At 59.6% G+C, this 26,281-nt stretch carries 18 protein-coding genes and 3 pseudogenes; 13 read left to right on the top strand and 8 right to left on the bottom strand.

From position 1 onward, the window contains the following. The first annotated feature begins 2,111 nt into the window (after window positions 1–2,111). The gene (locus tag A7W11_RS00470; RefSeq protein ID WP_026384017.1) at window positions 2,112–5,042 is read left to right on the top strand and encodes a DEAD/DEAH box helicase; all 2,931 of its coding nucleotides are present in this window, start codon (window positions 2,112–2,114) and stop codon (window positions 5,040–5,042) included. 117 nt (window positions 5,043–5,159) lie between these two features. Here the strand turns inward: A7W11_RS00470 and A7W11_RS27825 are convergent, their stop codons facing one another. From A7W11_RS27825 to pcaQ, 3 genes and pseudogenes are all read right to left on the bottom strand, one after another. Then, window positions 5,160–5,591 carry a hypothetical protein gene (locus A7W11_RS27825; RefSeq protein WP_155257655.1) on the bottom strand — a complete coding sequence of 144 codons (432 nt, stop codon included), beginning with the start codon at window positions 5,589–5,591 and terminating at the stop codon, window positions 5,160–5,162. Window positions 5,592–6,491: 900 nt separating this feature from the next. Beyond that, window positions 6,492–7,722, bottom strand: a pseudogene (locus A7W11_RS00465) (IS3 family transposase). Window positions 7,723–7,812: 90 nt separating this feature from the next. Continuing rightward, window positions 7,813–8,754 carry a pca operon transcription factor PcaQ gene (gene pcaQ / locus A7W11_RS00455; RefSeq protein WP_054505156.1) on the bottom strand — a complete coding sequence of 314 codons (942 nt, stop codon included), beginning with the start codon at window positions 8,752–8,754 and terminating at the stop codon, window positions 7,813–7,815. Between the two features lie 95 nt (window positions 8,755–8,849). Between pcaQ and pcaH the strand changes: the two genes are divergently transcribed. The 11 genes from pcaH to A7W11_RS00400 all read left to right on the top strand — a co-directional run bounded on the left by pcaH (window position 8,850) and on the right by A7W11_RS00400 (window position 19,428). Continuing rightward, entirely contained in the window at window positions 8,850–9,560 is a 711-nt protein-coding gene (gene pcaH, locus A7W11_RS00450; RefSeq protein WP_076472461.1) for a protocatechuate 3,4-dioxygenase subunit beta, read from the top strand. Between the two features lie 2 nt (window positions 9,561–9,562). Further along, the gene (gene pcaG / locus A7W11_RS00445; protein WP_054505155.1) at window positions 9,563–10,153 is read left to right on the top strand and encodes a protocatechuate 3,4-dioxygenase subunit alpha; all 591 of its coding nucleotides are present in this window, start codon (window positions 9,563–9,565) and stop codon (window positions 10,151–10,153) included. A gap of 10 nt (window positions 10,154–10,163) precedes the next feature. Then, entirely contained in the window at window positions 10,164–11,570 is a 1,407-nt protein-coding gene (locus A7W11_RS00440) for a 3-carboxy-cis,cis-muconate cycloisomerase (protein ID WP_054505154.1), read from the top strand. Next, the gene (gene pcaC / locus A7W11_RS00435; RefSeq protein WP_054505153.1) at window positions 11,557–11,931 is read left to right on the top strand and encodes a 4-carboxymuconolactone decarboxylase; all 375 of its coding nucleotides are present in this window, start codon (window positions 11,557–11,559) and stop codon (window positions 11,929–11,931) included. The genes A7W11_RS00440 and pcaC overlap by 14 nt, the downstream gene beginning before the upstream one ends. A 241-nt stretch (window positions 11,932–12,172) precedes the next feature. Beyond that, on the top strand, window positions 12,173–13,189 hold the full coding sequence (locus tag A7W11_RS00430) for a Bug family tripartite tricarboxylate transporter substrate binding protein (RefSeq protein WP_081398533.1): 1,017 nt from the start codon (window positions 12,173–12,175) through the stop codon (window positions 13,187–13,189). Between the two features lie 116 nt (window positions 13,190–13,305). After that, window positions 13,306–14,622: a Rieske 2Fe-2S domain-containing protein gene (locus A7W11_RS00425; protein WP_054505152.1), complete on the top strand. Its 1,317-nt coding sequence runs from the start codon at window positions 13,306–13,308 to the stop codon at window positions 14,620–14,622. Window positions 14,623–14,634: 12 nt separating this feature from the next. Then, window positions 14,635–15,624 carry an ABC transporter substrate-binding protein gene (locus A7W11_RS00420; protein ID WP_054505151.1) on the top strand — a complete coding sequence of 330 codons (990 nt, stop codon included), beginning with the start codon at window positions 14,635–14,637 and terminating at the stop codon, window positions 15,622–15,624. 42 nt (window positions 15,625–15,666) lie between these two features. Next, window positions 15,667–16,638 carry a PDR/VanB family oxidoreductase gene (locus tag A7W11_RS00415; RefSeq protein ID WP_054505150.1) on the top strand — a complete coding sequence of 324 codons (972 nt, stop codon included), beginning with the start codon at window positions 15,667–15,669 and terminating at the stop codon, window positions 16,636–16,638. A 14-nt stretch (window positions 16,639–16,652) separates the two neighbouring features. Continuing rightward, window positions 16,653–17,846, top strand: a complete 1,194-nt coding sequence (locus tag A7W11_RS00410; protein ID WP_054505149.1) for a Gfo/Idh/MocA family protein — start codon at window positions 16,653–16,655, stop codon at window positions 17,844–17,846. Window positions 17,847–17,920: 74 nt separating this feature from the next. Continuing rightward, entirely contained in the window at window positions 17,921–18,466 is a 546-nt protein-coding gene (locus A7W11_RS00405; protein ID WP_054505148.1) for a MarR family winged helix-turn-helix transcriptional regulator, read from the top strand. A 182-nt stretch (window positions 18,467–18,648) separates the two neighbouring features. After that, a complete protein-coding gene (locus A7W11_RS00400) occupies window positions 18,649–19,428 on the top strand; it encodes a sulfite exporter TauE/SafE family protein (RefSeq protein WP_054505147.1) in 780 nt (259 codons plus the stop codon). A gap of 108 nt (window positions 19,429–19,536) precedes the next feature. On the opposite strand, the gene A7W11_RS00395 is transcribed toward A7W11_RS00400, so the two are convergent. The 4 genes from A7W11_RS00395 to A7W11_RS00380 form a co-directional block, all read right to left on the bottom strand. Continuing rightward, window positions 19,537–21,324 (bottom strand): thiamine pyrophosphate-binding protein, encoded by a 1,788-nt coding sequence (locus A7W11_RS00395; RefSeq protein WP_063589227.1) that lies wholly within the window; start codon window positions 21,322–21,324, stop codon window positions 19,537–19,539. 72 nt (window positions 21,325–21,396) lie between these two features. Continuing rightward, window positions 21,397–22,374 (bottom strand): tripartite tricarboxylate transporter substrate binding protein, encoded by a 978-nt coding sequence (locus A7W11_RS00390; protein WP_082886979.1) that lies wholly within the window; start codon window positions 22,372–22,374, stop codon window positions 21,397–21,399. 53 nt (window positions 22,375–22,427) lie between these two features. After that, window positions 22,428–22,955 carry a cupin domain-containing protein gene (locus A7W11_RS00385; RefSeq protein WP_063589229.1) on the bottom strand — a complete coding sequence of 176 codons (528 nt, stop codon included), beginning with the start codon at window positions 22,953–22,955 and terminating at the stop codon, window positions 22,428–22,430. 16 nt (window positions 22,956–22,971) lie between these two features. Continuing rightward, a complete protein-coding gene (locus A7W11_RS00380; RefSeq protein ID WP_063589230.1) occupies window positions 22,972–24,483 on the bottom strand; it encodes an aldehyde dehydrogenase family protein in 1,512 nt (503 codons plus the stop codon). 443 nt (window positions 24,484–24,926) lie between these two features. Here A7W11_RS00380 and A7W11_RS29100 point away from each other — a divergent pair. Then, window positions 24,927–25,741, top strand: a pseudogene (locus A7W11_RS29100) (SDR family NAD(P)-dependent oxidoreductase). Here the strand turns inward: A7W11_RS29100 and A7W11_RS00375 are convergent. Then, window positions 25,624–26,200 (bottom strand): annotated as a pseudogene (locus A7W11_RS00375) (LysR substrate-binding domain-containing protein); the annotation flags it as partial. The pseudogenes A7W11_RS29100 and A7W11_RS00375 overlap by 118 nt on opposite strands. Between the last annotated feature and the right edge of the window lie 81 nt (window positions 26,201–26,281).

The following is a 26,281-nucleotide window of genomic DNA, read 5'->3' as shown; positions in this document are numbered from 1 at the left end:
TCCGAGCCCAGGTCGCAGAGCATCGGCGGCACCACGCGACAGTTGAATCGTTACGACCCCTCGGCCCTTCCATCCTCGCGGCGTTATTCGTTAGCGGACCAAATGCCGAGCGGTGCTGTGGACCGGTCTTCCGCGGTTGCACTTTTAAAGCGTCGCGGCCTGTACTCTGCATGTGCTGTGTGCATTGCACTGAGACCATACTGCACACCTCAGTGTCAAATGCGCTCTGAGCTGCGCTGAGAGAAATCAAAGTCGACGGTCTATCCGACCCGAACTGCGGAGACTTGGCCTAGTACGGGAATGAGGGGATAGGGCATCCTTTAACCTAGTACTGATACGAGGGGTGCCCTTTCGACAATGGAAGTAGGAGTTGCCAGCGCAATGTCTGAATGGCTGCGACAGGGACACGGAGTCTTTCAGGCGGCTAACAGATTATTTCGCTGAGTCGACCCCGGGCTGGCCGCGATCCCGCGTATGAGGCGCTGAAACTTGTCCGCAGGTCCGTAGATTTCACCCCGCCGCAACCGTCCGCACTTGTGAATCGTGGAGGGGGCGGCCTTGGTGGATCCTGCTGCACCGAAGGAGCGTGGGGCGCGATTAATGCTCAGAAACACGGAACGTGGGTCGCAGCAAAAAGGTCGGCAATGGCTGGACCAAAGCGCGGTTCATGTCGCGGAGAAGTTAGTGGCTTGAATTGCCGACAGGGTATTTGAGTATCTCGGCCTGGCAAACAGTTCCCAGTCAAAAGAGTCCGGCTCGTGGCGTTGCAAAAATAACTCCCACCTTGAGACGCCGGCGCCGGACAGTTGCCATCCTAGTCACGTAAGTCTGGAACATCATCAACCGTTGATCGTTCCAGCTTCACTGACAGTGGGCGAGGGGCGGGGCGGCTGTCCAGTTGTGGACCATCGAACAGATCCGGAGTGCTTGGCTGGCGTAGAGATCAAGTGTTGACGCCATCAGTCAAAGCCCGTTTCAAACACCCTATCAAAATCCCCTATCAAATATTCCGAATGTGCGGGGAAGCTTGGCGCCCCGGTGGGCATCGATTCTTGCCATGGACAGAAGGGAAGGCTGGCTCGGCGGTCTCACGTTCTAGCGAGCGAAGTCGTTGGATTGTGCAATACAGGACTCTGGCCACACCCTCCGACTTGCCCACGTTCTTTTGCACGGCGCCAACCTTCTTCTAGACCCTGCAAGGCAAAAACTCGGAGATTCGACTCGCGTTTCAGAAACAGAGCGCGAGACCGCGCAGAACGCGCTCTGGGCTGCAATGACTCTAAAGTGGCTGCTACCCCGTCACCCGAGGTGTTTCGATCGCTCATGCGGGCTGTGGACGCGTCTAAGGGCCATCACTGCATCTACGAGGGCGTCCCATCTGGAATTGGTCCGGCCTATTGTGGCTTATCAGGTCAGACAGCGGCGCAGACGCTGTTGACACTGGCGTAGCCAGTAAAAGATTTGGGATTGGGAATGGGATTGGGATTGGGATTGGTAGCTTTGCATCCGGTTTGCACTGGGTTCGAAAGTAAAACCTAGCCATAACCTGCTGGGTTTCCGGTACAGGCCCCGAGGTTCCCTCGCTTCGTGGGTGTTTCTCCTATGAGGATCGCCATGGATCCTGTGTCAGCGGCGCTCATGGACCTCAAGATCTGAGCAACTGTGCTGGGGCACAGCGCGCTCCTTTACGCCGTGTTTCAGAACCAAATTGGTCGAGGTGCCGCTCTAGGTTTTGATGTGGGAACCGGCGGTTAACCAAGTAGGAACCCAGCAGGATCCCAACGGGTTTCCTGTTACGAACGATGTTGCGTTGCGCTGCGGATTCTCAGTTCATATCCGGCGGTGATTGCTATCATCAGGCGTACCGATAGGGCTGTGTTTGTGGAGAAAAGCGTATGGACTTGGGTACTACGGTGATGCTCGGAGTACTTGTAGCTGTTATCGCATTCGGCCTTTGGGTCGCGAATAACATCGCTCGTTCCGAAGGGCGCAACAAAGAAGACCATCAGACCTGAAGCGGCAATAATTCGGAGTGGGTCTCAAAAATTAGGCTGGCTTATTATGTTCTTTGAAGTAACAATTGGTCATCTAGTCCATTCCGGGAGGGGGACGTGGCCGATTTCTTCATTGAACATAGCCACATGCTGGCTTTGAAACCCATTAGCAGTCCGAACTCGGGTTTTAGGCCAGGCCAGTTGGGCGCTCTTCATTCTGTGGCGGCCCACTTTTCGGTCTACGACGAGCCGGCCATAGTGTCTTTGCCGACTGGATATGGGAAGACTGCCGTGATCATGGCGCTTCCTTTTTTGTTGGGCTCAAACCGTGTGCTGGTGGTGGAACCCACGGATGTGCTGAGACGACAGACCTCGGCCCACTTCGGCGAACTGTCGACGCTACGCAAGCTCAAGGTCTTACCGGCGGAGGCAGGAAATCCTCATGTACATCCACAGAAGGGCAGGCCATTGAGCGCCGATGAATGGCTTGCCTTTCGAACTTTCGATGTCGTCGTGTCCACGCCAGCGAGCACATCGCCGGTCCTGGAGCCCGTAAGTCCCGCAGATCTATTCGATTTGATTATCTTTGACGAGGCGCACCATGCTCCAGCAGACACTTGGAGTGCGTATCTCGGTCACTACTCCCGCGCCAAGTTTGTCTTCTTGACGGCTACTCCATTCAGGCGCGATAAAAAGGCAATTCCGGGTCGTCTGGCATATAGCTATCCAGTTTCCAAGGCGTCTCGCGAACAAGCGTTTGGGAGCGTCTCCTTTCGTCCAGCGCCTGTGCATAACGATCACGATGAGGACGAGGTGGACCTTGCCATCGCAAGGGTGGCGATTGCACAGCTGCGGGAAGATCAGGCGCAAGGATTCGACCATCGACTGTTTGCGCGAGCATCCTCGATATCCGCTGCTAGGAAGGTAACGGGGATTTACGCCGGGCTTGGGGTGAGGGTAGAAGCGATCGACAGCGGAATTTCCAAACGGAGGCAGGAGCAACTGGAGGTCTCCTTGCTCCAGGGGGAGCTGGAGGGAATAGTCTGCGTTGACATGTTCGGGGAGGGCTATGACTTTCCAAAGCTGAAGATCGCAGCACTCCATGCGCCGCACCGCTCCCTGGTTCCAACGATACAGTTCATAGGGCGGTTCGCGCGAACAAACGATGAACGCACGGGAAACGCTACTTTGGTGTCGACTGTGAGTCGTCTGCAGGATGCCACTGCACGGCTCTTTCAAGAGGGAGTGGACATCGCTTCCCTTATCGACGAAGAGGCGAGGCGACAGCTCGCCGAAGGGGCTGCCGATGAATCGATCTTGGAGATCTTGAAGCCGAAGAGGCAGACAGTCTCTGACTACGATGCCGTGTCGCCAATGTCATTTGAGCTATATGCCCATGCTCGAATCTTTCAGTGCGACGAGGCCCCGGACTTCACTTTGTTTGAGGCATTGATAGGGCGACGGCTTCACTTGGCTAAGCAGTGGATCTCGGATGATGGATTGATCACACTGCTTTTGACCGTCGACAATGAGCCGCCGAACTGGGCGACTGCTGACGTACTCGTAAATGTACGACACGACGTTTTCCTGCTGGCCTACAACGCCGCTACGCGATTGTGCTTCATTGGCTCCACTCGTAGAACAGATCGCTTATATATCGCACTAATGCAGGTCGTGGCCAAGGATCACCATAGGCCTTTGAGCTTCGAGGAGACCATCCGTGCGCGCGCCGGCCTCACGGATATGCGCTTCTACGCTGTTGGCTTGCGTAACACGGCCGTAAATTCGCAAGCAGAATCCTATCGCATGCTAACTGGACCTCGTGCTGAGCGAGCGGTCACGCCGGGCGATGGGCGCGCCTACGTACAGGGACATTACTTTGGGAGTGGATTGGAAGATGGCGAGCGTGAAACCATCGGAGCAAGCAGTAACTCGCGTATATGGAGCAATCAACGTCTCTCCGTATCGCAATACCTTGAGTGGATATCGAAGCTGAACAATCGCTTGAATGGCGACGAAACGCTGGCAGAGTCTCAGCTAGATCTCGTCCAGCATTCGCGGACGTTGCGGCGAATCCCAGATGTTGTTATTGGTGGAAGTTGGTCGCGCAATGCCTACAAGCAGGCGCATCGGCTGAGATATCGACGTGTTGGGCAGCAGCAGTGGCTCTATCGCCAAATCACTGATCTAGAGCTCTCGTCATTCGCCTCAGGACCTGATGGCCTGGATTTCGAAATCGTCTCGGACTCAGATGCGGTGCCCTACCGCATGTCTTTAGCCGGGGGCGCATTGTTTCGACAGCACGGCGCTGGTTGGGAAGTCGAAATATCTAGCACGCACGATGACTGGTTGGATTTTGACCAGTGGCTTTCTATGCACCCTCCAATCTTTTACGCAGCCGACAAGTCATCGTTCGAAGGGATGAACTGCTACCCGCCTCCGAAGCTGGCCAGCAATCGGCTCCTTGATGAGGACGTCGAGAACCCTGGGTGGGATGGCTGTGAGATCGGTAGAGAGTTTGACGCCGATAATCCCGAACGAATGACCGTCCACAGACATTTGGAATTGTGGATCAGGGCGCAGGAAAATCTCGAGGTCCTCGTTTATGACCACAGGACTGGGGAGGCCGCCGACTACATCGCGGTCACACGAGAAGAAGACGACAGAGTCCTCGTCAGTCTGTATCACTGCAAGGGAGCTGGGGGCGAACCGAATGGTGCCCGTGTTGACGACGTCTACGAAGTCACCTGCCAGCTACTAAAGTCAGTTGTTTATTGCGAATCCCGTGTGTTGGTCGAGCATGTGGAGCATCGGATAAATGAAAGGCGGCATAGGCGTCCTTCAGTCTTCAAGGTCGGCAATCTTGCAATGTTGCAAGAGATCTTGATGAACCGGAGCGCGGACAAAGTCAGTTTCGCCATCTATGGCGTGCAGCCGGGGATTTCGAAAGGACAGATTGATGCCCACCTCGCTGATCTTATGGCCTTCAGTATTGACTACGTGAAAAGAGGGGGCGCGGCCGTTGGGAAATGGTTGGTGAATGCATAGCCGAGACTTCCATCAGGTGGGGCCGCCTTTGTCACCGGAGACTTAAAGGCGTGGGCGCAACACTGAAGTGGTTTCTGAACAAACTTGGACAACTGCTCGCAACGCGTCGAAGGTGGCTCAGATGCAACAAATGTACTGGGAAAGCTTTGCCGTGCTTCGCGGTGCCGATGACCAGGCGGACCAGCGGCTCTCCGCTTCGCTCACTGAATAAAACCTGTCGAGGAGTGCGGCGGCTGGTCCAGGTTCGGCTCTGTGGGCGATCTTATTCCGTACCGTATTGAGTTGCTCCGCAGCAACCCAGCATCCGCCCTCATTAAAGTGTCCGGCGACTGCTCTTGCCAGGCACAAGGCATTAGAGAATGTGAGCTTCGCTTCGTCAAAATAGCGAGGGTTGGCGACTGACGAACGGGTAATGGATCGCAGTTGCTCTTCGACCAGGAGGTGCCCTTTCAGTATTACTGTGAGTTCGTCCGCTGTTGGAGGAACGAGCCGAAAAAATCGTTCGTCATTTTCTGCAAAATCGGCTTTATGGTCGGCAGGACTCTTCACGGGGGCGCTCGCATGAGATATAGGGGCGCGACGAGGTTAGCGCGCAATAGAGGGGAGGAGCAATCTCGGCTTTGGCAGGGACTACCTTATCTCTTGCCAGGCGGAACTCACCAGCCCGAACTTTCACCTGATGTCGGTGGCCTCGGCTCCGAGCGAGGTACGGTCGTACCTGGGAAAGTTGCGTACCGTACATTCCTTCATGTAGGTACGGTAACGAGGCGAATCGATCTCCTCTTGCCCAGCGGCGGCTTTTGGTCGGCAAATGCCTATGAGGCCCGCCATTCTTTGTGGCGTGGGGGGGTGATGATGGGAAGCGGAATCGACGTTGCGGCAGCACCTGACGGCCCGGACGCACTCGACCCGGCGCCGCGCCGTCTTGCTGTCGAAATTCATCCAACTTGGGATTTACGTCATCCAGTTTGGGAATCGAGAATTTTCGATATACAAGCACTGGCGCGGCTTCCGGCCAGGTTTTCCTTCTGAAGGTCTGATTTCCCGGTGCGATTGCAGGGGGGGGGAGCCCCCTACCCCTGTGGGTCTCGGCCGGCGTGAAGCCACGGCTATTGATTTGACGGTGATGCCGTCCCCTCGCATGCTGAATGTCGACAGCTCAGCAGGGTGCCCCAGCCCGCTATGGGTTGCTCGAGAGCCGGAATCTCTTACGGCTTCACCGAGGTAATGGCACAGAGAGATTGCGTGACTTGCCGATCCGGTGAAGATCCGTCAGTCGGCGGAGTAAGAACCATCTGCACCCCGCCTTTAACACTGTTCACGGTATACGGTCTATGACGCAACCCGCGCACTTGCAGCGAAGTCGTGCTAGCTTGCTCACGATGATTCTGCATGATGGAGTTGGAGTTGGAGTTGAGCCGGTCCGGTGGACGGTTTCCGGTTTGATTCTCAAACCATTTGAGGTGCCCCGTCAGCATACTGTGGGTCATGCTCGGGAGCATTGAATCGGGTCTGCTGGCTCCTTTCAAAGTTCAGGGGTGAGAGGTAGCCCAGGCCGCTGTGGCGGCGCCTGGGGTTGTACCAACCTTCAATCCAGGTGAAGACGGCCATGCGGGCCTGCGCCTTGGACTCGAAGCTGTTGCGCTCGATGAGTTCTGCCTCCAGGCTGGCGAAGAAGCTCTCGGCCATCGCGTTGTCATAGGCATCGCCCACGGTTCCCATTGAAGGGCGAACGCCCATTTGACGACAGCGCTCGCCGAAGGTCAGGCTGGTGTACTGGCTGCCCTGGTCGCTGTGATGGATGACGCCTTGCGGCTTGCGCTGGGTCAGCGCCATGTTGAGCGCCGAGAGCACCAGCTCGGCCGTCATGCGCTCGCCCATGGACCAACCTACCACACGCCGGCTCCACACGTCGATGACCACCGCCAGGTACAGGAACCCTGTCCAGGTGGGCACGTAGGTCATGTCGGCCACCCAGAGCTGATTGGGGCCACTGGCCCGGAACTGGCGCTTGACCAGGTTGTGGGCCGGCGAGTCGCGTTTGTCGCGCCGCGTGGTCACCGTGAAGCCCCGGCGGCGGCTGATGCCCCGGATGCCCGCTGTGCGCATGAGGCGTGCGACGCGCTGGCGGCTGATGCACACGCCTTGCTCGACGAGCTCGGCCCGCACACGTGGCATGCCATAGGACTCGTAGGAGTCCTTGTGAATCTGGCGGATGCGCTCGGTCATCACCGCGTTGGTGATGCTGCGTTGGGAAGGAGCGAAGGAGCGCGTTCGCGCCAGGCGTAGAAGCCGCTGGCAGAGACGCCCAGAACACGGCACATGGTGCACACGGGGAAGTCGGCCTGGTTCGCCATCACGAGTCCGAAGACTTCGTTGAAGTCGCATCGCTGCGACCGGCAAACCAGGCCGTAGCCTTTGCCAGGATGTCGCGCTCTTGCTGCAATTGGCGAACCTGGCGGCGCAGCCGGCTGAGCTCCTCGCGCTCAGCCGTGCTCAAGCCTTCCTTACCGGGCAACGGCTTGCCACTGTCGATGGCGGCCTGGCCGACCCAGTTGGTGATGGACTGCGCGGTGACGTTGAACTCGCGGGCGAGTTCGGCTGGCGTGCGCCCGGCACGCACCAGCTCGACCATCTGCTGTCTGAACTCCGCCGGGTACGGCGGTTTGACCTTGGACATTTGCGGCTCCTTGAACACAAAGAATGATGTGTCCACGATACCGGGTCAACTCCAAACAGCCTGCTTTCAAATCGTTTTGGCGGGCCGCGTTCAGGCGCTGCGTTGGCGGTTTTGGTTCAGGCCTGCGGCCTTGAATGCCTCGAATAGCGTGGCTCCGTGGGATGAGAGCGTCACGTCGGTGCGCCGCAATAGGCCTATTGGCTCATCGGTTCCGCCAACCGGCATGGGAACCCGCACCAGTTCACCGCTGGCGACATAGCTGTCGACCAGGCTGGCAGGAACGAACCAGATTGCTTCATTCTGCAGCGTGAGTTGAAGATTCAGCGAGACCGACAGGCTGCAGATTCTTGCCGCGCTCTCGGGCACGCCGAATGCGGCTAAGACGCTATCCGCCGACTGGCGGATGAGGGTGCCCGCGGTCGGCAAAAGGAGGTCATAGGAACCAAGCGTGCTTGCTGTGATGGCGCCCCGGAGGATGGGATGTTCCGCGCGGACGACGATCGTGAGCGGTTCGCGAAAGAGGTGCTCGAAGCTCATTCCCGTCATGGATGATGGCTCGCCCAACCGGCCAACGACGAAATCGACCTCAGCCGCTTTGAGGCTGCGCAGCAGTTCCAAGTTGGGTCCCGTGTGGACGTCAATGCTCACGGTCGCAAATTCCCGCCGGAATTCCGCCAATGCCGCTGGGAACAACACCTGGGCAAGGGTGGGAAGAATGCCGACCCGCACGACGGAAGGAGGTGCTTGATTTCCGCCCCGGAGTTTTTGCACACCTTCCTGTAGAGCCGACAGGGCTGCGTTGGCATAAGGCGCGAACATCCGGCCGTGATCGGTGAGTTCCGCTCCTTTACGTCCGCGCTCGAACAGGCGAGCGCCGGTCGCCGACTCCAACTCCGCCAGGGTTTTGGAAACCGCAGGCTGAGTGATGGCAAGCGCTTCACTCGCTTTTTGCAGGCTGCGAAGTTGGGCGACCGCGATAAAGCATTGAAGATGCCGTAGTTTGATGCGATTCCCGTGTATGTCGATATCCATAACTTTTTCGGCATCTTGTAGATATAAAAGATCACTATATATAACTTTCTGGCGTGGTTAAAGTCGTCCTATTCCACCTACGACCGGGGTCTACTTTGAGCCACGAAGACGCTATCCTCCTTACGCCTCGCGATTGGCAGGCAAATCCGCCCTACAGTCATCCGCCGTACAAGTCCTCTGTATTGCGCAGTCCGTCGCTGCCCTTGGTGCCTCTGAAGGGCGCGCTGGGTAATCGGCTTGCGCCCGTGTACGGCAGCGAGCAGCTGGGGAGTTTGGATAACGACCTGACCCTAAACGCGGTCAAGAACGGAGCCCCCCTCGGCGAGCGCATCATCGTGACGGGCCGGGTGCTGGATGAGTCAGGCAGGCCCGTTCGCCATACGCTGGTGGAAATCTGGCAGGCCAATGCGGCGGGCCGGTATGTTCACAAGGGCGATCAGCATGACGCGCCGCTCGACCCCAATTTTCTTGGGGCGGGGCGCTGTATTACGGATGATCAGGGGCGCTATCGCTTCGTCACAATCAAACCGGGTGCGTACCCGTGGGGCAACCATAGCAATGCGTGGCGTCCGAATCACATTCATTTTTCGCTCTTTGGCCAGTACTTCGGGGCGCGGCTTGTGACGCAGATGTACTTTCCGGGCGACCCGTTGCTCGCGTTGGACCCCATCTTCCAGGGCGTGCCCGAACAGGCCCGCGACCGCCTCGTGGCGCGGTTCTCTCTTGCCGCGACCCAGGAAGGTGTGGCTCTCGGCTACGAATTCGATATCGTGCTGCGCGGCGCGCGCCAGACCCCCACGGAATAACCATGAGCCAACTAAAGCAGACTCCCTCCCAAACGGTCGGCCCGTTCTTCGCATATGGCCTCTGTCCGGAGCAATACAACTTTGATTTGAAAAGCCTGTTCACCGCCAATGCGGCCGAACCCGGCGTGGCGGGCGAGCACATCATCATCACGGGCACGGTCTACGACGGCAGCGGAGCCGCGGTGGGCGACGCCATCGTCGAGTCCCTGCAGGCCGACGCCTCGGGGCAATACGTTGCCAGCCACGATGACGCGATCGCTCGCGGATTCAAAGGCTTCTGCCGTGTCGGAACAGGCACGGAGGAGGGCAATAGGTTCGTGATTCGTACGATCAAGCCAGGACCAGTTGCCACTGGTTCGGCTCCCCACATTGATGTGATCCTTCACATGCGCGGCATGTTGATGCACGCCTTCACCCGGCTCTATTTCGAGGATGAGCCGGCGGCCAATGAGAGCGACCCTGTCCTGAACGTTGTTCCCGCAGCCCGCCGCCGAACGCTCATCGCCAAGCAGGTCGCCGGCTCGGGGGTGAAGCAGTATCGCTTCGACATCCACCTGCAAGGTCCGGACGAAACGGTCTTCTTTGACTGCTGAAGGAGCGCCGATGGGTACGCTGACAGATCTGCTGCGCGGTCATCCCGCCATGAACCATGTCTGGTCTGAAGCCGGGACCCTTCAGGCCATGCTCGATGTCGAAGCGGCGTTGGCCCGTAGCTGTGCAGAGCATGGCGTCATTCCTCAAGACGCGGTGGCGCCCATCGTTGCCGCATGCCGTGCCGATCTGTTCGATATCGATGCCCTCAAGAACGAGGCATCGGCCGGCGGAAACCTGGCCATTCCGCTTGTTCGGGAGCTCACGGCAAAAGTGAAGCGCGCGGACATCCGGGCGGCGGGATTTGTGCACTGGGGCGCGACGAGCCAGGACGTCATCGACACCGGCCTGGTACTGCAACTGCGTTCCTCTCTGGTGATCCTTGAGCGGCAGATCAACCGCCTTGCGTCCAGCCTGGCCGCGCGGGCGAGCGAGCACCGTACCACGCCGACGGTCGGCAGGACGTGGTTGCAGCAGGCCCTGCCGATGACCTTCGGACTGAAATTCGCGCAGTATCTCGATGCCGTGGCCCGTCTGCAGGATGACCTCACGAGGCATCAAGAGAACGTGGCGGTGCTGCAGTTTGGGGGAGCCGCTGGCACTTTGGCCAGCCTGGGTGACCAGGCATCGGCTGTCTCCCGGTCCCTCGCGCGTCACCTTGGACTGAACCTGCCCGACATCCCTTGGCATACGCAACGAGACAGACTCGTATCCGTGGCGGCATGGATGGGCATGTTGACGGGAGCATGCGCGAAGATGGCGCGCGACATGAGCTTGCTGGCCCAGACCGAAGTCGGCGAAATCGCGGAAGCCAGTGCAAAGGGCAAGGGAGGCTCCTCGACCATGCCGCACAAACGCAATCCGGTCGGTTGCGCCGTCGTGCTCAGCGCTGGAGTGAAGGCGCCACACTTGGTGGCGACTCTATTCAGCGGCATGGTCCAGGAGCACGAAAGGGCGCTTGGCGGTTGGCAAGCAGAGTGGGACGTCTTGCCGGAGCTCGCAGTGGTCACTGGCGGTGCCGTGGCGACGACTGCCGACATCATGTCGGGGTTGGAGGTGCACACAGACCGGATGCTGCAAAACCTGAACATTACGCGGGGCCTGATCCAGGCGGAAGCCGTCATGCTGGCACTAGGTATGCACATCGGGCGCCTTCCTGCGCACGAGGTGGTCGAGAGGGCATCGCGCCTGGCGGTCGCGTCAAATCTTCCCTTGCTGGAGGTTCTCTCGCGGGACGCCGCGGTAACGGACTATCTGTCCCCTGCGAGGCTCGCCGAGCTGTTGAGCCCGCTCAACTATTGCGGCCAGTCGACCGTCTATGTGGATGCTGTTCTTGCCAAGTACCACAGGCGACCGAGCGGTCCGGTTGCGCGCGGCGACGCGGCGAATGAAACGGAGGAAGACAATGAACGAGCATGACCGCTATGAGGCAGGATTGGAAGTCCGGTCCAAGGTGCTCGGAGAAGCGCACGTGCAGCGTTCCTTAAGCAACCGCACCGCATTGAGCACAGAGTTCCAGGACCTCATCACGCGCTACGCATGGGGAGAGATCTGGACGCGCGACGGCTTGCCCAGGCATACGCGCAGTCTCATCACCATAGGCCTGATGGTTGCCCTGAACCGCCAGGAGGAACTTGCGCTGCACCTCAAAGCAGCGAAGAACAATGGCGTATCTCCCGAAGAGATAAAAGAGGTGCTACTTCAGACGGCCATCTACTGCGGAGTACCTGCAGCAAACTCGGCCTTTCATCTCTTCGACAGCCTGTTCGCATCCGAGTAGCCCCGGCGTGAGAGGCGCGCCTTGTATCCCTGCAATGGATCGCGGGGATGCTGGCGCTTGTTCGCCCGAAAGCGGCGCGGCATCTTGTTCTCAGGGAAAACGCGAACGGAAAAAAAGCATTAGCTGATTGAACAATGCTTAGGTCTCTAATATTATTTTGAAATGCGCCCGGTTGGTGTCAGACCGCAAGAAACGTCGACATTCACCCTCACGAGAAGGCGCGGATCCAACGGAGACAATCATGTTCAATAGTTTCTCGAAGCGCATTCCGTCCTGTCACTTTGCGCGGCGAAGGTTTGCGATCGCCGCTGTCTTGTCCGCGCTGACATGGTCGGCGAATGCCCTTGCAGAAGATGCAGCGAAGTTTCCCTCTCATTCGATCCGCTTCATCGTTCCCTACGCCGCAGGCGGACTTCCCGACACGGTTGCGCGCGTTGTCGCTCAACGCGTAAGCCAGAACCTCGGGCAGCCTGTCGTGGTTGAAAACAAGCCGGGCGCAAATGGTGTGATAGCCGCGCAGACGCTCACGAGCAGTCCGCGCGATGGGTATACGTATCTCGTGACCGATGGATCGATGATGTCCATCAATCCGGCACTCTACAAAGATCTTTCATATGACCCCAAGCGGGATTTCGTTCCCGTCTCGCTGATCGCCACTTCTCCGTTGTTTCTCGCGGCTAACAGCCAGAGCAACATCAATACGCTCCAGGAGTTCGTCGAGCGCGCGAAGCGTGATGGCGCGAAGATGAACTATGGCTCTTCCGGCGTGGGAAGCTCGCACCACCTCACGATGGAAGCGTTGAACGTCGCGCTCCACTCCAAGATCACCCATGTGCCCTTCCGCGGCTCGGGGCAGTCCGTTCCCGCAATGATCGGGGGCCAGGTCGACGTCGTGTTCGCGGCGCTGCCGTCCCTATCCGGCTTCGCGGAAAAGGGACAGGCCAAGATCCTGGCGACCAATAGCGGCCAGCGTTCCGCACTTGCCCCGAACATTCCCGCTATCGCGGAGATCGTTCCCGGTTTCGACTTTGCCGTCACCGTGGGCGCTTTGGGCGCGTCCGGAATTCCCCCGTACGCCGTCAAGCGCATGAGCGAGGAAATCGCGAAAGCAGTCAAGGACCCTGCCGTGGTGAAGCAGTTCAACACCCTAGGCATTGAATCCGTGGGCGGTACGCCTGAAGCGTATCGGGACGCGATCGAGGCTGAAGGCAAGCGCTACGAAAGTGCGATTAAGGATGCCGGGATCAAGGCCAATTGAACCGTCGCCGTATCAAGTTGGAAATCCAGCATTGAAAAAATACTTAGATCTCTAATATAATTGATTTGCCAGACGCCGCATGCGTGTGCTGAGAGATCTGAGGATGAGGAGGATGTATGTTGACGAATAAAGAAAACGAGCTGCTCTGTCGCGTTGAAGGTGACGCGCCGATGGGGCAGTTGATGCGCAATTTCTGGATACCTATTTGCCTGAGCGAAGAGGTGAGCGAACCCGACGGAGATCCCGTCCATGCGCGGATCCTGGGCGAAGATCTAGTCGTTTTTCGTGATACCGAGGGACGGGTCGGCGTGATGGACGAGTACTGTCCGCATCGGAGGGTGTCGCTCGTTTACGGCAGAAACGAAGACTGTGGGCTGCGTTGCCTCTATCACGGCTGGAAAATGGATGTCGAGGGAACCGTCATAGAGATGGTCTCGGAGCCGGCAGCCAGCACCATGGCCGAGAAGGTGAAGCACAAGGCGTACAAGGTCCAAGAATGGGCGGGGCTGATCTGGGCGTTCATGGGAGACCAAACCCGCATCCCAGCGTTCGTGCCTCCGCCCTGGGCGCCGGAGAAGTCCGCGAAAGTCAGCATCGCGAAGGTCCTGATCCCGTGCAACTGGGCTCAGATCCTGGAAGGCGCTATTGACTCGGCCCATAGCTCCAGTCTGCATTCTTCGGACTTCGTGCCAGCACGCGTGGGGGGGGCGGAGGCAACCGAAAAGAATTGGTTGAGGCCGTCGACGGACAAGGCCCCGCGCATGCAGGTCCATCGTACCGACTATGGCTTCCGCTACGCGGCCATCCGACGCCCCATTACGAATGCCGCACAGACCGACTATGTCCGATCGACGGTTTTCGTAGCTCCCGGCACCGTGTTGATTCCGCCAAACAATCTGTACAACGTGGCGAACGTCAACGTGCCGATGGATGACACCAATTCGGTCTTCTACTTCATCGCGTGGGGGGACCGCGCCACGACACCAGACACCGAAACCTGGCGCAAATTCCTTGGCACCAGTATCGGCTCGGATCTTGACGATAAGTACCGCCCGCTGCGTAACGTGGACAACCGGTTCTGGCAGGATCGCCAAGCGATGAAGGCAGGTAACTTTACGGGTATCAAGGGCTTTCCGAACCAGGACATCGCAATGTGGGTAACGATGGGTCCGATCGCCGATCGCTCTAACGATCGCCTCGGGGCCAGTGACTTGGCTATCGTCGAGTTCCGTCGCCAGATGCTTGAGGCGGTCGAGGAATTTTCCCGAGGGCAGGCCGCAATCGGCACTGGCGACAAGCAGGTTCTACCCAGCGTATGTTCATTCCAAGCCATTGTTCCTAAGACCGTCGACTGGCGGGATTTCGAAGCGAAGCCTGTGTATGGCGTCGGTTCTGGACCGCAGCTCGAAAGCAACTACGAAACTACCGCTTAGGGGCAACAGTGCATGTCTAAACTTCAATTGTCTATCGCAATGGGCGACTACGATCGCAATCGCGCCTTGTATGACGGGGCCGTACAGATCGATGGCGTCAATCCGGTGTATGCGCTGTTGAACCCGGAAGAAATGTTCTTCCGTGCATTCCGCTTCCAGGATTTCGATGTCAGTGAGCTGTCGTTTTCCAGCTACCTGGTCAAGCATGCGGCCGGGCAATGCCCGTACATCGCCATCCCGGTGTTCCTGTCTCGCGCATTCAGGCACACCTCAATCTATGTCCGTAAGGACAGAATTCGCCGCCCTGAAGATCTCAAGGGCAAGCGCATCGGGATCCCGGAGTATCAGCTGACCGCGAATGTTTGGGCCCGCGCCATCCTGGAAGAAGACTATGGGGTGAAGCCGTCGGACGTGACCTGGGTACGGGGCGGTATCGACCAGCCCGGCCGGCCCGAAAAGATCAAGTTGAAGCTGCCGGCCAGCGTGAAGATGATCGATGCGCCCGCCGATACGACCATCTCAGACATGTTGGACCGAGGAGATATCGATGGCTTCATGGCGCCGCGCGCCCCGTCGGGTAATGCCCGATTCAATCCCAATATCGGTTGGCTGTTCGACGACCCGACCGAGACCGCAAAAGGCTACTACCGGCGAACCGGAGTTTTTCCGATCATGCACGTCGTGGGCGTGAGAAAAACGCTGGTGGAACAGCACCCCTGGCTGCCAAGCACGCTCTTGAAGGCCTTCGAACAGTCCAAGCTTGCTGCGCTGGAAAAGCTGTCCGACACCTCGGCCACCAAGGTGACCTTGCCGTTCGTGGAGGAGCAACTGAAGGCGGCAAGAGACACATTGGGAGCGGATTATTGGGCCTATGGCGTTGAAAAGAGCTTACCCACGCTGGAGGCATTTACTCGGCATCATCACGCGCAGGGGCTCTCGGAGCGTCAGGTTGGTGTCTCGGAACTGTTCCATCCCAGCACGTACGAGTCCTACAAGATATGAAGGCGGGCGGGAGGCAATGCTTCCCTGCTCAAGGAGGCAATCATGGCAGATCCCACGACCGATAATGCGACATTGATGTCGCTGAAAATTCTTGCTACGCACCAGGCCGCAAAAGGCATACGTTCATTCGAACTCGGACGCGAAGATGGAACCGGCCTACCAGAATTTTCGGCGGGTTCGCATATCAAAATTCAAGTCCCCAACGGAGAGTGGCGGAAATATTCGTTGTGTAACGATCCCTCCGAACGCCAGCGCTATGTCATTACCGTGAAGCGAGAGGCGCAGGGTAGAGGAGGGTCGGTCAGCATGGTCGATGAGGCGAAAGAGGGCGATACCGTTTTGGTCGCGCCGCCCGATAACGCCTTTCCTTTGGTCGACAATCCGGGATCGCTGACGTTCATTGCCGGGGGCATAGGAATCACGCCCATCTTGTCAATGATCCGATCCTTCGGCGAGCTCCCTCCCGCGCCTTGGAAGCTGTACTACTTGAGCCAAGCTGCGGAGACAACGGCGTTCCTCGGGGAGTTGGGCTCGGACCGGTACCGTTCGAATGTCAAGATACACCACGACCTCGGCAATCCGGACGCCTGCTTCGACCTATGGCCAATCCTCGAGAAGCCGAACCGAGGGCACGTATATTGCTGCGGGCCGAGGGGTCTGATGGAAGCCGTGCGCGATATGTCGGGTCATTGGTCGCCCAAGCGGATCCATTTTGAGAGTTTCTTAGAGGGCGGGGGAAAGCGGCCTGAAGACAAGCCGTTCTTGGTGGATCTCGCCAAGTCGAACAAAACTCTTGAAGTGCCCGTGGGCAAGTCGATACTGTCGGTATTGCAGGCTGCGGACGTGCGTGTCGGCTATTCGTGCGAAAGCGGGACGTGCGGGTCCTGTCGGACGCGGATGCTCGAAGGAACGGCAGACCATCGCGATATGGTGTTGCTTCCAGAAGAGCAAGAGTCCCAGATCATGGTTTGCGTTTCCCGAGCCACGTGCGAAAAGCTGGTCCTCGATCTGTAGCCGAACCCCCAATCATGAAAAACGGAAAATTGCGTATCGGCGTGGTCGGCCTGGGGCGGGCGTTTTCGTTGATGCTTCCCACGTTCCTTGCGGATTCCCGGGTCGAACTCGTCGCAGGGTGCGACCCGCGCGCGGCGGCCAGGGATCAGTTCAGCCGAGATTTCTCCCGGCCTGCCTACGAGGCGGTGGAAGCGCTGGCCGCTGACCCCAAGGTCGAAGTCATATACATCGCCAGCCCGCATCAGTTTCACGCGCGGCATACACAGATTGCCGCCGATCATGGAAAGCATGTCCTGGTGGAAAAGCCGATGGCGCTAAGCCTGGCCGAATGTGATGCCATGATCGACGCCTGCGCGCGGGCCGGCGTCCATCTGCTCATCGGTCACTGCCACAGCTTTGACACGCCTTATCTGAGAGCGCGGGAACTGGTGCAATCAGGGAGATTCGGCGCCGTCCGCATGATCCATGCCCTGAACTTCACGGACTATATCTGTCGGCCGCGCAGGCCGGAGGAACTACGGACGGAACAGGGAGGCGGGGCAGTGTTCAGCCAGGCCGCGCACCAGGTCGACATTGTGCGGTTGTTGGCGTGCCAGGAGCCTGAGCGCGTGCGCAGCGCCCTGGGTAACTGGGACGAAAGCCGCCCAACGGAAGGGGCCTACAGCGCGTTGATGTGGTTTCACGGCGGTGCATACGCGGCATTGAATTACAACGGGTATGGCCATTTCGACTCCGATGAATGGATGGGGTGGACCGGCGAAATGGGGTTGCCCAAGTCGTCGGAAGACTATGGCGCGGCCCGGCGGCGGTTGAAGTCAATTGCAGGCCCCGCGGAGGAGTCCGCGCTCAAAAATGCGGGCACATATGGCGGGAGCGCCTATACGCCGCCCAACCGGCAGGCGCCCAGCGTGGCGCGCCATCAACACTTCGGACCCTTCGTCGTGTCGTGCGATAAAGCGGATCTTCGGCCGCTTCCGGATGGTATCTACGTCTACGAAGACGACAAGAAATACCTCATCGACATCGAGCCTCCCCTGGTTCCAAGAGCCGAGGTCATCGACGAACTCTATGCCGCCGTTCATGCCGGGCAGCCATGCTTGCACGGAGGGGAATGGGCCCGGCGCACGCTGGAGATCTGCCTTGCCATGATCGAGTCGTCCCGAGTGTCGAGAGATGTCGTCTTATCCGGGGTTATGCGCGACGTTTGATCTGTGACAGCCGGCTTAAGACCGTTTCGGGTATCATTTTTAGCCATCTAAGTACACGAAACTTCTTATAGCCAATGACTTCGAAAGAAACCAGGACAGTCCTTGACCACTGGCGCGAGGCTGTTCCAGACGATAGGCTTGCACACCTGATTAAGGATGCCACGCGCGCTCTTGTCCGGGGCCTGCAAGTCCGCTTGTCAGACTACAACGTGTCGTTCGGTCACTGGACCTTCCTGCGAATCCTCTGGGAGGAGGATGGCCTGACTCAGCGGGAGCTGAGTGAGCAGGCTGGGGTAATGGAACCAACAACGTTCTCCGCGATGAAGGCGATGGAGTCGCTCGGTTATGTCGAACGTAAACATCTGCCGGGGAACAACAAGAACATCCATATCTTCCTGACGCGAAACGGCCGCGCGCTCAAGAAGAAGCTGGTACCGCTTGCGGAAGAAATCAACGCGATCGGCACACGCGGCCTGACCGAGGTCGAAATAAAGACCACGCGCAAAGTGCTACTCGCAATCATTACCAACCTGGCGGAAGACGAAGCCGCCCTCGAGAACGCCGAGCGCAAGGTACCCTCGACCCGGGAGCTGTCCCGCCGGATATCATCGGCCGAGTGAGCCGCCGCTAATCGATCCACGCGCCCAGGCAAGGTGTTTGGGCTGGATTGATCTCGTCCAGCCCGAGTGCTGCGGCGTGCATCGCTGTTGCAATAAAGTTAGATCTCTAATATTCTCGTTCATGGTCAACCCAGCGCCGCTTGGCGTTCCTGGTGTTGGCGCAAACAATGGATGAGACAAAAATGGACTTGCTGTCCCAGGTGCCGTGGACTTTCGCAGGGATCCCAGAGCTTGCGCTTCTGGGATTTGCCGGACTTGCTTTTTTTGGGGCAGGCGTCGTCAAGGGAACCCTGGGGGTAGGGCTGCCGCTCGTCGCGGTGCCGCTATTGTCGCTAGTGCTGCCGCCGCCCACAGCGATCAGCCTGCTGGTGGTTCCCGTGCTCATCTCCAATCTTTGGCAGGCGTGGCAGGCCGACAAGCCAGTAGGGTATGCCATGCGTTTCAAATGGCTGTCGCTGAGCCTGCTGGTGAGCACGGTGGTATCCGTCCGGTTGTCGCTCGCGCTTCCCACCGAGGTCTTGAGTGTGCTTGTGGCCGCGTCGGTCATCTGTGCGGTGGTATTGATGATGTACAAGCCGCAGGGTTCGATACCGCCTGAACGGGAGCTTCCGCTTGGAATTGGGGTGGGCGTCCTGGCGGGCATGATGGGCGGACTGTCGTCCATGACAGGCCCTTTCATCATCACGTACTTGCTCGCGCTCAAGCTACCGCGGGACGAGTTCGTGGGCAGCATCAGCATCATCTACCTGTTCGGGATGATTCCGCTTTACCTTGCGCTTGCCTACTACGGTCGCCTTGGTTTGGTCGAGACGTCGATGTCGTCGCTGGCTCTTGCGCCGATGGCGCTGGGAATGATCATGGGCCGGCGAATGCGCGCGTTCCTCAGCGAAGAGGCCTTTCGACGAGTATTGCTGGGCTTCCTGGCTTCGGTGGCGGTGCTGCTGGTTTCCAAGGGGGCTTGAGCAATCCGCCCTGCGATGTCCTCGCGCGGGCTCCCCTATCTGTGGCGCTGCTTTACCGATGCAGGGGGGCTGCGGCAGGCCGGCCGCAGCCTGCCAGGATATCTGCGGCTAATCGTCGTGCGACCGTGTCATGCCCGATGACATTGCCGGGCTGTATCCCGGTGTCACGTGGACATCGACGACGACGCTACCCCCGGCGCGCACGATTTCCACGGCGTTGCGCAAGACGCCCACCAATTCCGCCGGCTCGGAGACAGGGCCAAAGCCGGTAAGGCCTTGCGCGCGGGCCAGCCCTGCCAGATCAGGCGCAGGATCATCGATGCGTTGCCCGATCCACCGGTTCTCGATAGGCCGGCTGCGATCCCGCGCGACGCGTTCCTGGTGCAATTCGTCGTTGAAGAAGGATCGATTGTTGGCGACGATTATCAGTAATGGAATTCTGGCGTTGGCGGCGGTCCAGAGTGCGGACACCCCCATGAGGTAGTCGCCGTCGCCGATGATCGCGACGGGAAGCCGGCCGGAGTCCTTGAGCCCCAGCGCTGCGCCTACCGCCATGCCTGGCCCTGACCCGATTCCGCCGCCGCCGTCGTAGCCAAGATAGTCGAGCGGGTGGTCGAAGTCGCAAAGGTCGCCGGACCATCCCAGCGGCAGGCGGATCAGGCTCATGTCCAGCTCAGCGGCGGCCGCCTCGACATCGGCGGCAAGCTGAGCGATGGAAATCGTGTCCGACTTTGAAATCTGGCTGCGCGGATATGGGCGCTCGCTGGAGGAGGGCCGTTTTTCCGCTTGGGAAAAATCAGGGTTTTCGACTACCGACGCCACGAAGGTGTCAGGGTCGCACAAGAGGGTGAGATCTGTCTGGGGCAGGGCCTGGTGATCCATGGACCAGCCGTTGTGGACGTACTGATCCAAAGACACGTGGACGACGCGAGCATGGCATGCAGCGTCGCCAAAGGCCTGGCCCAGTGTCCCTGCCAGGTCGAGCCAGTCCAGGCTGATGATCAGGTCGGCTTGCCTAAGTGTCTCCGCGGCCTGGTGAGAGAGAAAGAACCCAGGGGCGGCGGCATGTGCGCCGTGCGAGGTGGGAAAGGCAGCGCCAAGTTTCAGATCGGTCAAGACCAAGGCCCCCCAGCTTTCCACGAGCCGCACGCGCTGCTCCCAGTCGGCGGTTTTTCGAGAGACTCGCCCCATGAGGACGACGGGTCGCCGCGCGGCCCGGACCCATTCCATTACTTGGCGCACGTCCCGCGCCAGCGGCCGCCCGCCCGCGGGCTGGGGGTAGCGGGTCCGGTCCAGCCGAGGCAGCCGGTCATTGACCGGCGCTTCCTGTAGCGCCGCGTCGAAGCAGACGTAGGTGGGGCCTTGCGGCGCCGTGTTCGACATCATCACCGCCCTGGCGATCGCCTCCTGCGCGGCTTTGGGCGATGCCGGCTGCGCATCCCATTTGACGAAATGACGAACCAACGCGCCCTGGTCCTGCGCAGTGTGTATCCAGTCGATCCAGGGACGGCGTTTCGCTGCGTCTACGGGGCCGGTCGCTCCCAGTACGAGGACCGGGGTGCGGTCCGCCCAGGCATTGAAGATGGCCATTGATGCGTGCATCAGGCCGACGTTGCTGTGAACAATGGCGCCGCACAGATCTCCCGTCACTTTGGCATAGCCGTGCGCCATGGCGACGCCGTGCTCCTCATGCAATACCAGTAGCATTTGCGGCTGGTGGTTGCCCAGGTGGTTCACCAGACTATCGTGCAGCCCACGAAAGCTTGCGCCCGGGTTGACGAAGAGATAGCGGATGCCGACGTCTCGAATCGCGTCGGCGATGACGTCGCTTCCCCAGCATCCACTTTCAGACGGAGAGGGCACGGGCACATCGCGACGAGGGTAGTCCTTGCTCATATCGAACTCACATTGATGATCTTGATCGGGTGCGCAGGCACGGGCGGTGCTCTGGCGGAAACGCAGGAAGGCTTAGCGGCTTTCCGCCGAGATTCCCGCTTGCTTGATGACTTGGCCCCAGCGCTTGAGGTCTTGTGCCGCAAGTTCGCGAAATTCCTCGGGTGTGCTTGTCTTAGCTTCGATGCCTTGTTCGGACAGTGACTTTTGCACGCTGGGCTTCGTCAGGACCGCGCGGGTGTCTTGATTGATCTTCTGCAGAATTCCGGCGGGCGTGCCGGCAGGGGCAGCCAGACCCACCCATATGTCGCTTTCGTAGCTCGGATATCCGCTTTCGGCGATGGTGGGAACGCCCGGCAGCAAGGCTGAACGATCCTTGCTTCCGAGCGCGAGCGCCCGAAGCTTACCGGCTTGAATGTGGGGCAGGACCGAGTTCAACGGCGCAAACAGCACGTGGACCTGGCCCGCCAGAAGATCGGCGGTGGCGGGGGCCGCGCCCTTGTAGGGGATGTGCGTCATGCTTATGCCGACGACGCTGTTGAATAGTTCGGCCGAGAGGTGCTGGGGAGACCCGGCTCCCGAGGAGGCGTAATTCAATTTGCCGGGGTGCGCCTTGGCGTACGAGACGAGTTCCTGCAGCGATTTTGCCGGGACCGAGGGGTTGACGACCAACACAACGGGAACCGTCCCAAGCAAGGTGATCGGGGCAAAGTCCTTGGCCGGATCGAAATTCTGCCGGTACATGACAGGATTCACGGACATCACGTTGTTGGCGGCGATGAGCAGCGTGTACCCGTCTGCCTGAGACCTGGCGACGAATTCGGCGCCGATGTTGCCGGCGGCCCCAGGCTTGTTTTCAGCGATGACGGGCTGTTCCCAATTTGCGCTGAGCTCCTGGGCGATGACGCGGGCAAGGACGTCGTTGCTGCCGCCGGGCGTGAACGGAATGACCATTTTCACGGCCTTCTCAGGGTACTGCCCTGTGGCAGCAGCGGGCGTTGCGGCAAATGAGGCACAGAGCGCGCAGAGCACGGACGCGATAGTGATTTTCATGTCTTCCTCCTCGGCTCGCATGGAGCCTTTATGTTTTTTTCGGTCTGCGCCAATCAGGCGAAGTAACGCCCTGCCATAAAGGTTGGTGGAATCTCGTTGTTCTCTGCCGAATAGCCATCGAAAGGGCGGCCGTCCATTCCAATACGCTGCAGGACGTCCACGTCCGGCGAAACGGCCGTGCCGATTCGAAGCAGGACCAACGCTTCATCGTCGAACGCCTGGAATTTGTAGAAGCTCCCGGCGGGCAGCAGGACGCAGTCGTAACGCCGCGCCTCGTGCACCTCTCCAGCGGGTCCTTCGAACCGCGCCCCCCCCTGCAGCACAACAAACACGTGGTCTTCGTTGGGATGGGCGTGCAATTCGTTTTCGCCACCCTCGGCGTACGTCTTGAGGACGACGCTCAGCATGTCAGTGGCGCCGAGCACCTGATTGGTACGGCCCGTTGAGGGAAGCGGGGCGGTCAGATGGAAGAAGCTCGGCGTCTTTTTCTGGGCAAGCCGCAGAATTTCGGCTCGCCAGTCATCGGCGCTGTTAACGATAGGAGCGACGGGCCGGCTTCTGGTTTCTTCAGGGGTTTTCATCGACACTCTCCAGGGGTTACGCGGCCCGATGGCTGGGCACCGCCTTCAGGTAGACGTTCTTCTCCTTGGAGAAGCTCAGCAGTTCTTCAAGGCATTCCTCTCGTCCCAGGCCGGACTGCTTGTGACCGCCAAACGGGGTGCCAAGGAAGTGCTTCGACGTTTCGTTGACCCACACGTAGCCAGCCTCGACAGTCGCGATGCAGTGCTGGGCGTGCCGCAGGTCATGGGTCCAGATCGAACAGGTGAGGCCAACGGGCAGGGCGTTCACGTCCTGCAGCATCGCGTCCTCGTCTTCCCACTTGAGCACTGATAGAACCGGGCCGAAGATTTCTTCGGACGCGATGCGCATGTCCTGCTTGACGTCCACGAATACGGTGGGCTCCAGGAAGAAGCCGCCTTGAAGCCGAGGATCCGCGGGCGGCTTGCCGCCACACAGCAGACGCGCTCCTTCCTGTTTCCCAAGCTCGATGTATTGGCGGATGCGATCGTATTGCGCACGGCTGATGATGCAGCCCATGGTGGTGGCTGGGTCCGTCGGGATACCGGGGACAAACGCCTGGCAGTGGTCGATGAGGAGCCGGCTTACTTCGTCGTAGATGTCGGCGTGAATGAACGCTCGGCTCGTCGAGCCGCAGGATTGACCGCACCAGGAAAAATTCATCCCTGCGACGACCGCGGATGCGACCGTGGCAGGGTCGACGTCGGGGTATGCGATCAGCGCATTCTTTCCCCCAAGCTCCAGCAGTACGGGCTTTACGGTCTCGGCGGCGGCCCGGCCCACAGCGATCCCCGTTGCGACGCTCCCTATGACCGCAACGGCGGCAACGCGCGGGTCCGACGCCAATTCCGCTCCTACGTCCTTTCCGCCAGGTATCACATTGAATACGCCGGCGGGAAACAGGCCCTCGGACAGCTCTGCGAGTCGCAGCGCAGAAACGGGCGCCTGCTCCGGCGGCTTGATGATCAGCGAATTCCCGGCTGCGAGCGGGGCGGCTGCCTTGCCAGCGGAGAACATGAGGGGATGATTGAAGGGAATGATGCGGGCAACAATGCCCAAAGGCTCACGCACCGAAAACGAAAATTCGCCTGGCCCCATGGGCACAGAATGCCCCTTCATCTCAGTTACCAATCCGGCAAAGAAGTCAAGTTGCGATGCGGCAATTTCAACGTCCATGATCAAATCGCGCCACGGATTTCCCCCCGTCGCTGCGTCTATCAGCGCAAGTTCCTTGGCGTTCTCCCGAAGACGTTGGGCAAAGGCGCGAATCGACTTGGCGCGTTCCAGGGGGCGGATGGACTTCCAGGCCAGGAAACCGGCATGCGCGGCGGTAATCGCGCTCTCCACATCCGCGGTCGACCCTTGCGCGACGTCACAGATCTTCCCCCCTGTCGCGGGATTACGAATAACGGAGTAGCACGCGTGCGCTGGGCGATGCCACGATCCCCCGTAATAGAGATCGAAGTTCGAAGGCATCGCTGCGTTCAGGCCTGGTATTTCCTGCGCAACATTGGGTGAATCAGAGTTCATCAAGCTTCCTCTTTCAAAGACGAGCTCGTCCCTTGCCATTCCTTTTCGGGACAGGTAGGGATTCTTGTGCTGTTGAGCGCTGAGGGCTCACGATGGTCGATCCGTAACGCCGGATCTTGATGATGGACGGCAGCTAGGGAGGCCGGGCGCTGGGCGGGCACATGGGATGTCTCCTGATCGTGAGCAACGGAAAGGGCCGGCCCGTCTTTGCGGGCTTCAATCAGAATACTTAGATCGCTAATGAAAAGGATACTGGTAGATGCCCTACGGCCTTCACGTACATACCGTGGACATTTCGCTTGCGGATGCGTCACCGTTCAGGCCGGTACGACTCCCGTTTGAATCGTGGCCATGGTGTTTGCCGAGTGTCTCCCCTTTGGCCGCTGTGCGCGCCCGCGCCGGTAGGCCCGCGATCTCACCTGTGATTGGCGCGAGGGGCCCTGGTGAAGGGTGTCGCCAGGCATGTCGCGGTGGTGACTGGTGGGGCGAAAGGGATCGGGGCGGCAACCGCCCGGCGGCTGGAGTCGGGCGGCCATCATGTCTTCATCGGGGATCTGGACGGCCCGGCGGCCAGCGAGGTTGCGGCGAACCTCGCTCATGCGAGCGCGATCAGGTTTGACGCGAGTGACCCGGCCAGCATCAGGAGTTTGTTTGATGCGGTCAACGCTCAGTTTGGACGGTGCGACATCCTGGTCAACAATGCCGGCATCGCCCATCCAGGCGCTTTCGAGGACTATCCCGTGCATCGGTGGCAGCAGGTGATGGCGGTCAACCTGAATGGTCCCATGCTGGCTTGCCAAAAGGCGCTTCGCCTGATGAAACAGCGCGCCTGGGGCTGGATCGTGAACATCACGTCAATCGGTGGCGACCGGGCGAGTGTCTACCGGGCGGCCTATGGCACGCCGAAGGCCGTGTTGGGCGCCTTGACCCGGCAGATCGCCACGAGCTGGCCGGCGCAGGGATTACCGCAAGCTGTGTCGCTCCCGGGCCTATCGATACCCCCTTCAAGCGCGCGCATCATCCTGCCGATACGCGGGCGGAGTCCCTGCGCACGATTCCCGCCCGGCGCTATGGCGAAGCGGATGAGGTCGCGGAAGCGGTGGCGTTTCTGTGCGGTGAACATACGGCGTACATCACGGGTCAGACGCTCGCGGTCGATGGCGGCTTTCTGGCGGCAGGCCTGCTCAGAAGCTTGGTTGCCCGTAACGCGCACACCACCAGCGAAAACGCCGGTGACGGCTGTCTCCGGCTGGGATAGTAGAGGTGATGGCCCTCGAAACTGGGACACCAGTCCTCCAGCACCCGGACCAGCCGGCCTGATCCTGGGTAAGGCATCAGCTCATCGTCCGGCAGCAGCGGCAGGCCCAGTCCGGGCCCGGTCGCATCGATCTGGGGCTGCGTGGTGTTGACGATCAACGGCCGTCCACGCGGACGTCGACGTGTTGGCCACGGCGCTCGAAATCCCAGACTACAGGTCGCCCGAACTTCGCATCCACTGGTTAATGCAGGCTTGCTGCATGAGGCCCTGGCACCTTGGCGTGGGACGGGACGCAAAATACTCCGGCGATCCCACCGCGGCTAGGCGCAGCGGTGGGCCGCTAGGCACGGCGATCATGTCCTTGTCGGTGGTCTTGCCCATGCGCAAGCCGGCGTCGTAACGGTCGGCCACGATGTCCCGGAATCCGTAATTCTCGTCGAATTCGAGCTTTGTGCCCGGGCATCTGGCGGCACATTCGACAGCGTAACTCTCAATGACAGTTCTGCCCCTAATGTCTGCTTCTGGCCGAGGCTGTGTGGA

The organism is Bordetella ansorpii (assembly GCF_900078315.1).
Classification (GTDB): Bacteria; Pseudomonadota; Gammaproteobacteria; order Burkholderiales; family Burkholderiaceae_B; genus Bordetella; species Bordetella ansorpii.
The sequence above is the reverse complement of the archived record's forward strand: the minus strand, read 5'-3'. Positions and strand labels throughout refer to the sequence as shown.

Bases quoted from the DNA above. Each gene is read 5' to 3' on its own strand.
- pcaQ (WP_054505156.1), bottom strand. From the start codon at position 8,754: ATGGATATCGACATACACGGGAATCGCATCAAACTACGGCATCTTCAA.
- pcaG (WP_054505155.1), top strand. From the start codon at position 9,563: ATGAGCCAACTAAAGCAGACTCCCTCCCAAACGGTCGGCCCGTTCTTC.
- A7W11_RS00440 (WP_054505154.1), top strand. From the start codon at position 10,164: ATGGGTACGCTGACAGATCTGCTGCGCGGTCATCCCGCCATGAACCAT.
- pcaC (WP_054505153.1), top strand. From the start codon at position 11,557: ATGAACGAGCATGACCGCTATGAGGCAGGATTGGAAGTCCGGTCCAAG.
- A7W11_RS00430 (WP_081398533.1), top strand. From the start codon at position 12,173: ATGTTCAATAGTTTCTCGAAGCGCATTCCGTCCTGTCACTTTGCGCGG.
- A7W11_RS00425 (WP_054505152.1), top strand. From the start codon at position 13,306: ATGTTGACGAATAAAGAAAACGAGCTGCTCTGTCGCGTTGAAGGTGAC.
- A7W11_RS00420 (WP_054505151.1), top strand. From the start codon at position 14,635: ATGTCTAAACTTCAATTGTCTATCGCAATGGGCGACTACGATCGCAAT.
- A7W11_RS00415 (WP_054505150.1), top strand. From the start codon at position 15,667: ATGGCAGATCCCACGACCGATAATGCGACATTGATGTCGCTGAAAATT.
- A7W11_RS00410 (WP_054505149.1), top strand. From the start codon at position 16,653: ATGAAAAACGGAAAATTGCGTATCGGCGTGGTCGGCCTGGGGCGGGCG.
- A7W11_RS00405 (WP_054505148.1), top strand. From the start codon at position 17,921: ATGACTTCGAAAGAAACCAGGACAGTCCTTGACCACTGGCGCGAGGCT.
- A7W11_RS00400 (WP_054505147.1), top strand. From the start codon at position 18,649: ATGGACTTGCTGTCCCAGGTGCCGTGGACTTTCGCAGGGATCCCAGAG.
- A7W11_RS00395 (WP_063589227.1), bottom strand. From the start codon at position 21,324: ATGAGCAAGGACTACCCTCGTCGCGATGTGCCCGTGCCCTCTCCGTCT.
- A7W11_RS00390 (WP_082886979.1), bottom strand. From the start codon at position 22,374: ATGAAAATCACTATCGCGTCCGTGCTCTGCGCGCTCTGTGCCTCATTT.
- A7W11_RS00385 (WP_063589229.1), bottom strand. From the start codon at position 22,955: ATGAAAACCCCTGAAGAAACCAGAAGCCGGCCCGTCGCTCCTATCGTT.
- A7W11_RS00380 (WP_063589230.1), bottom strand. From the start codon at position 24,483: ATGAACTCTGATTCACCCAATGTTGCGCAGGAAATACCAGGCCTGAAC.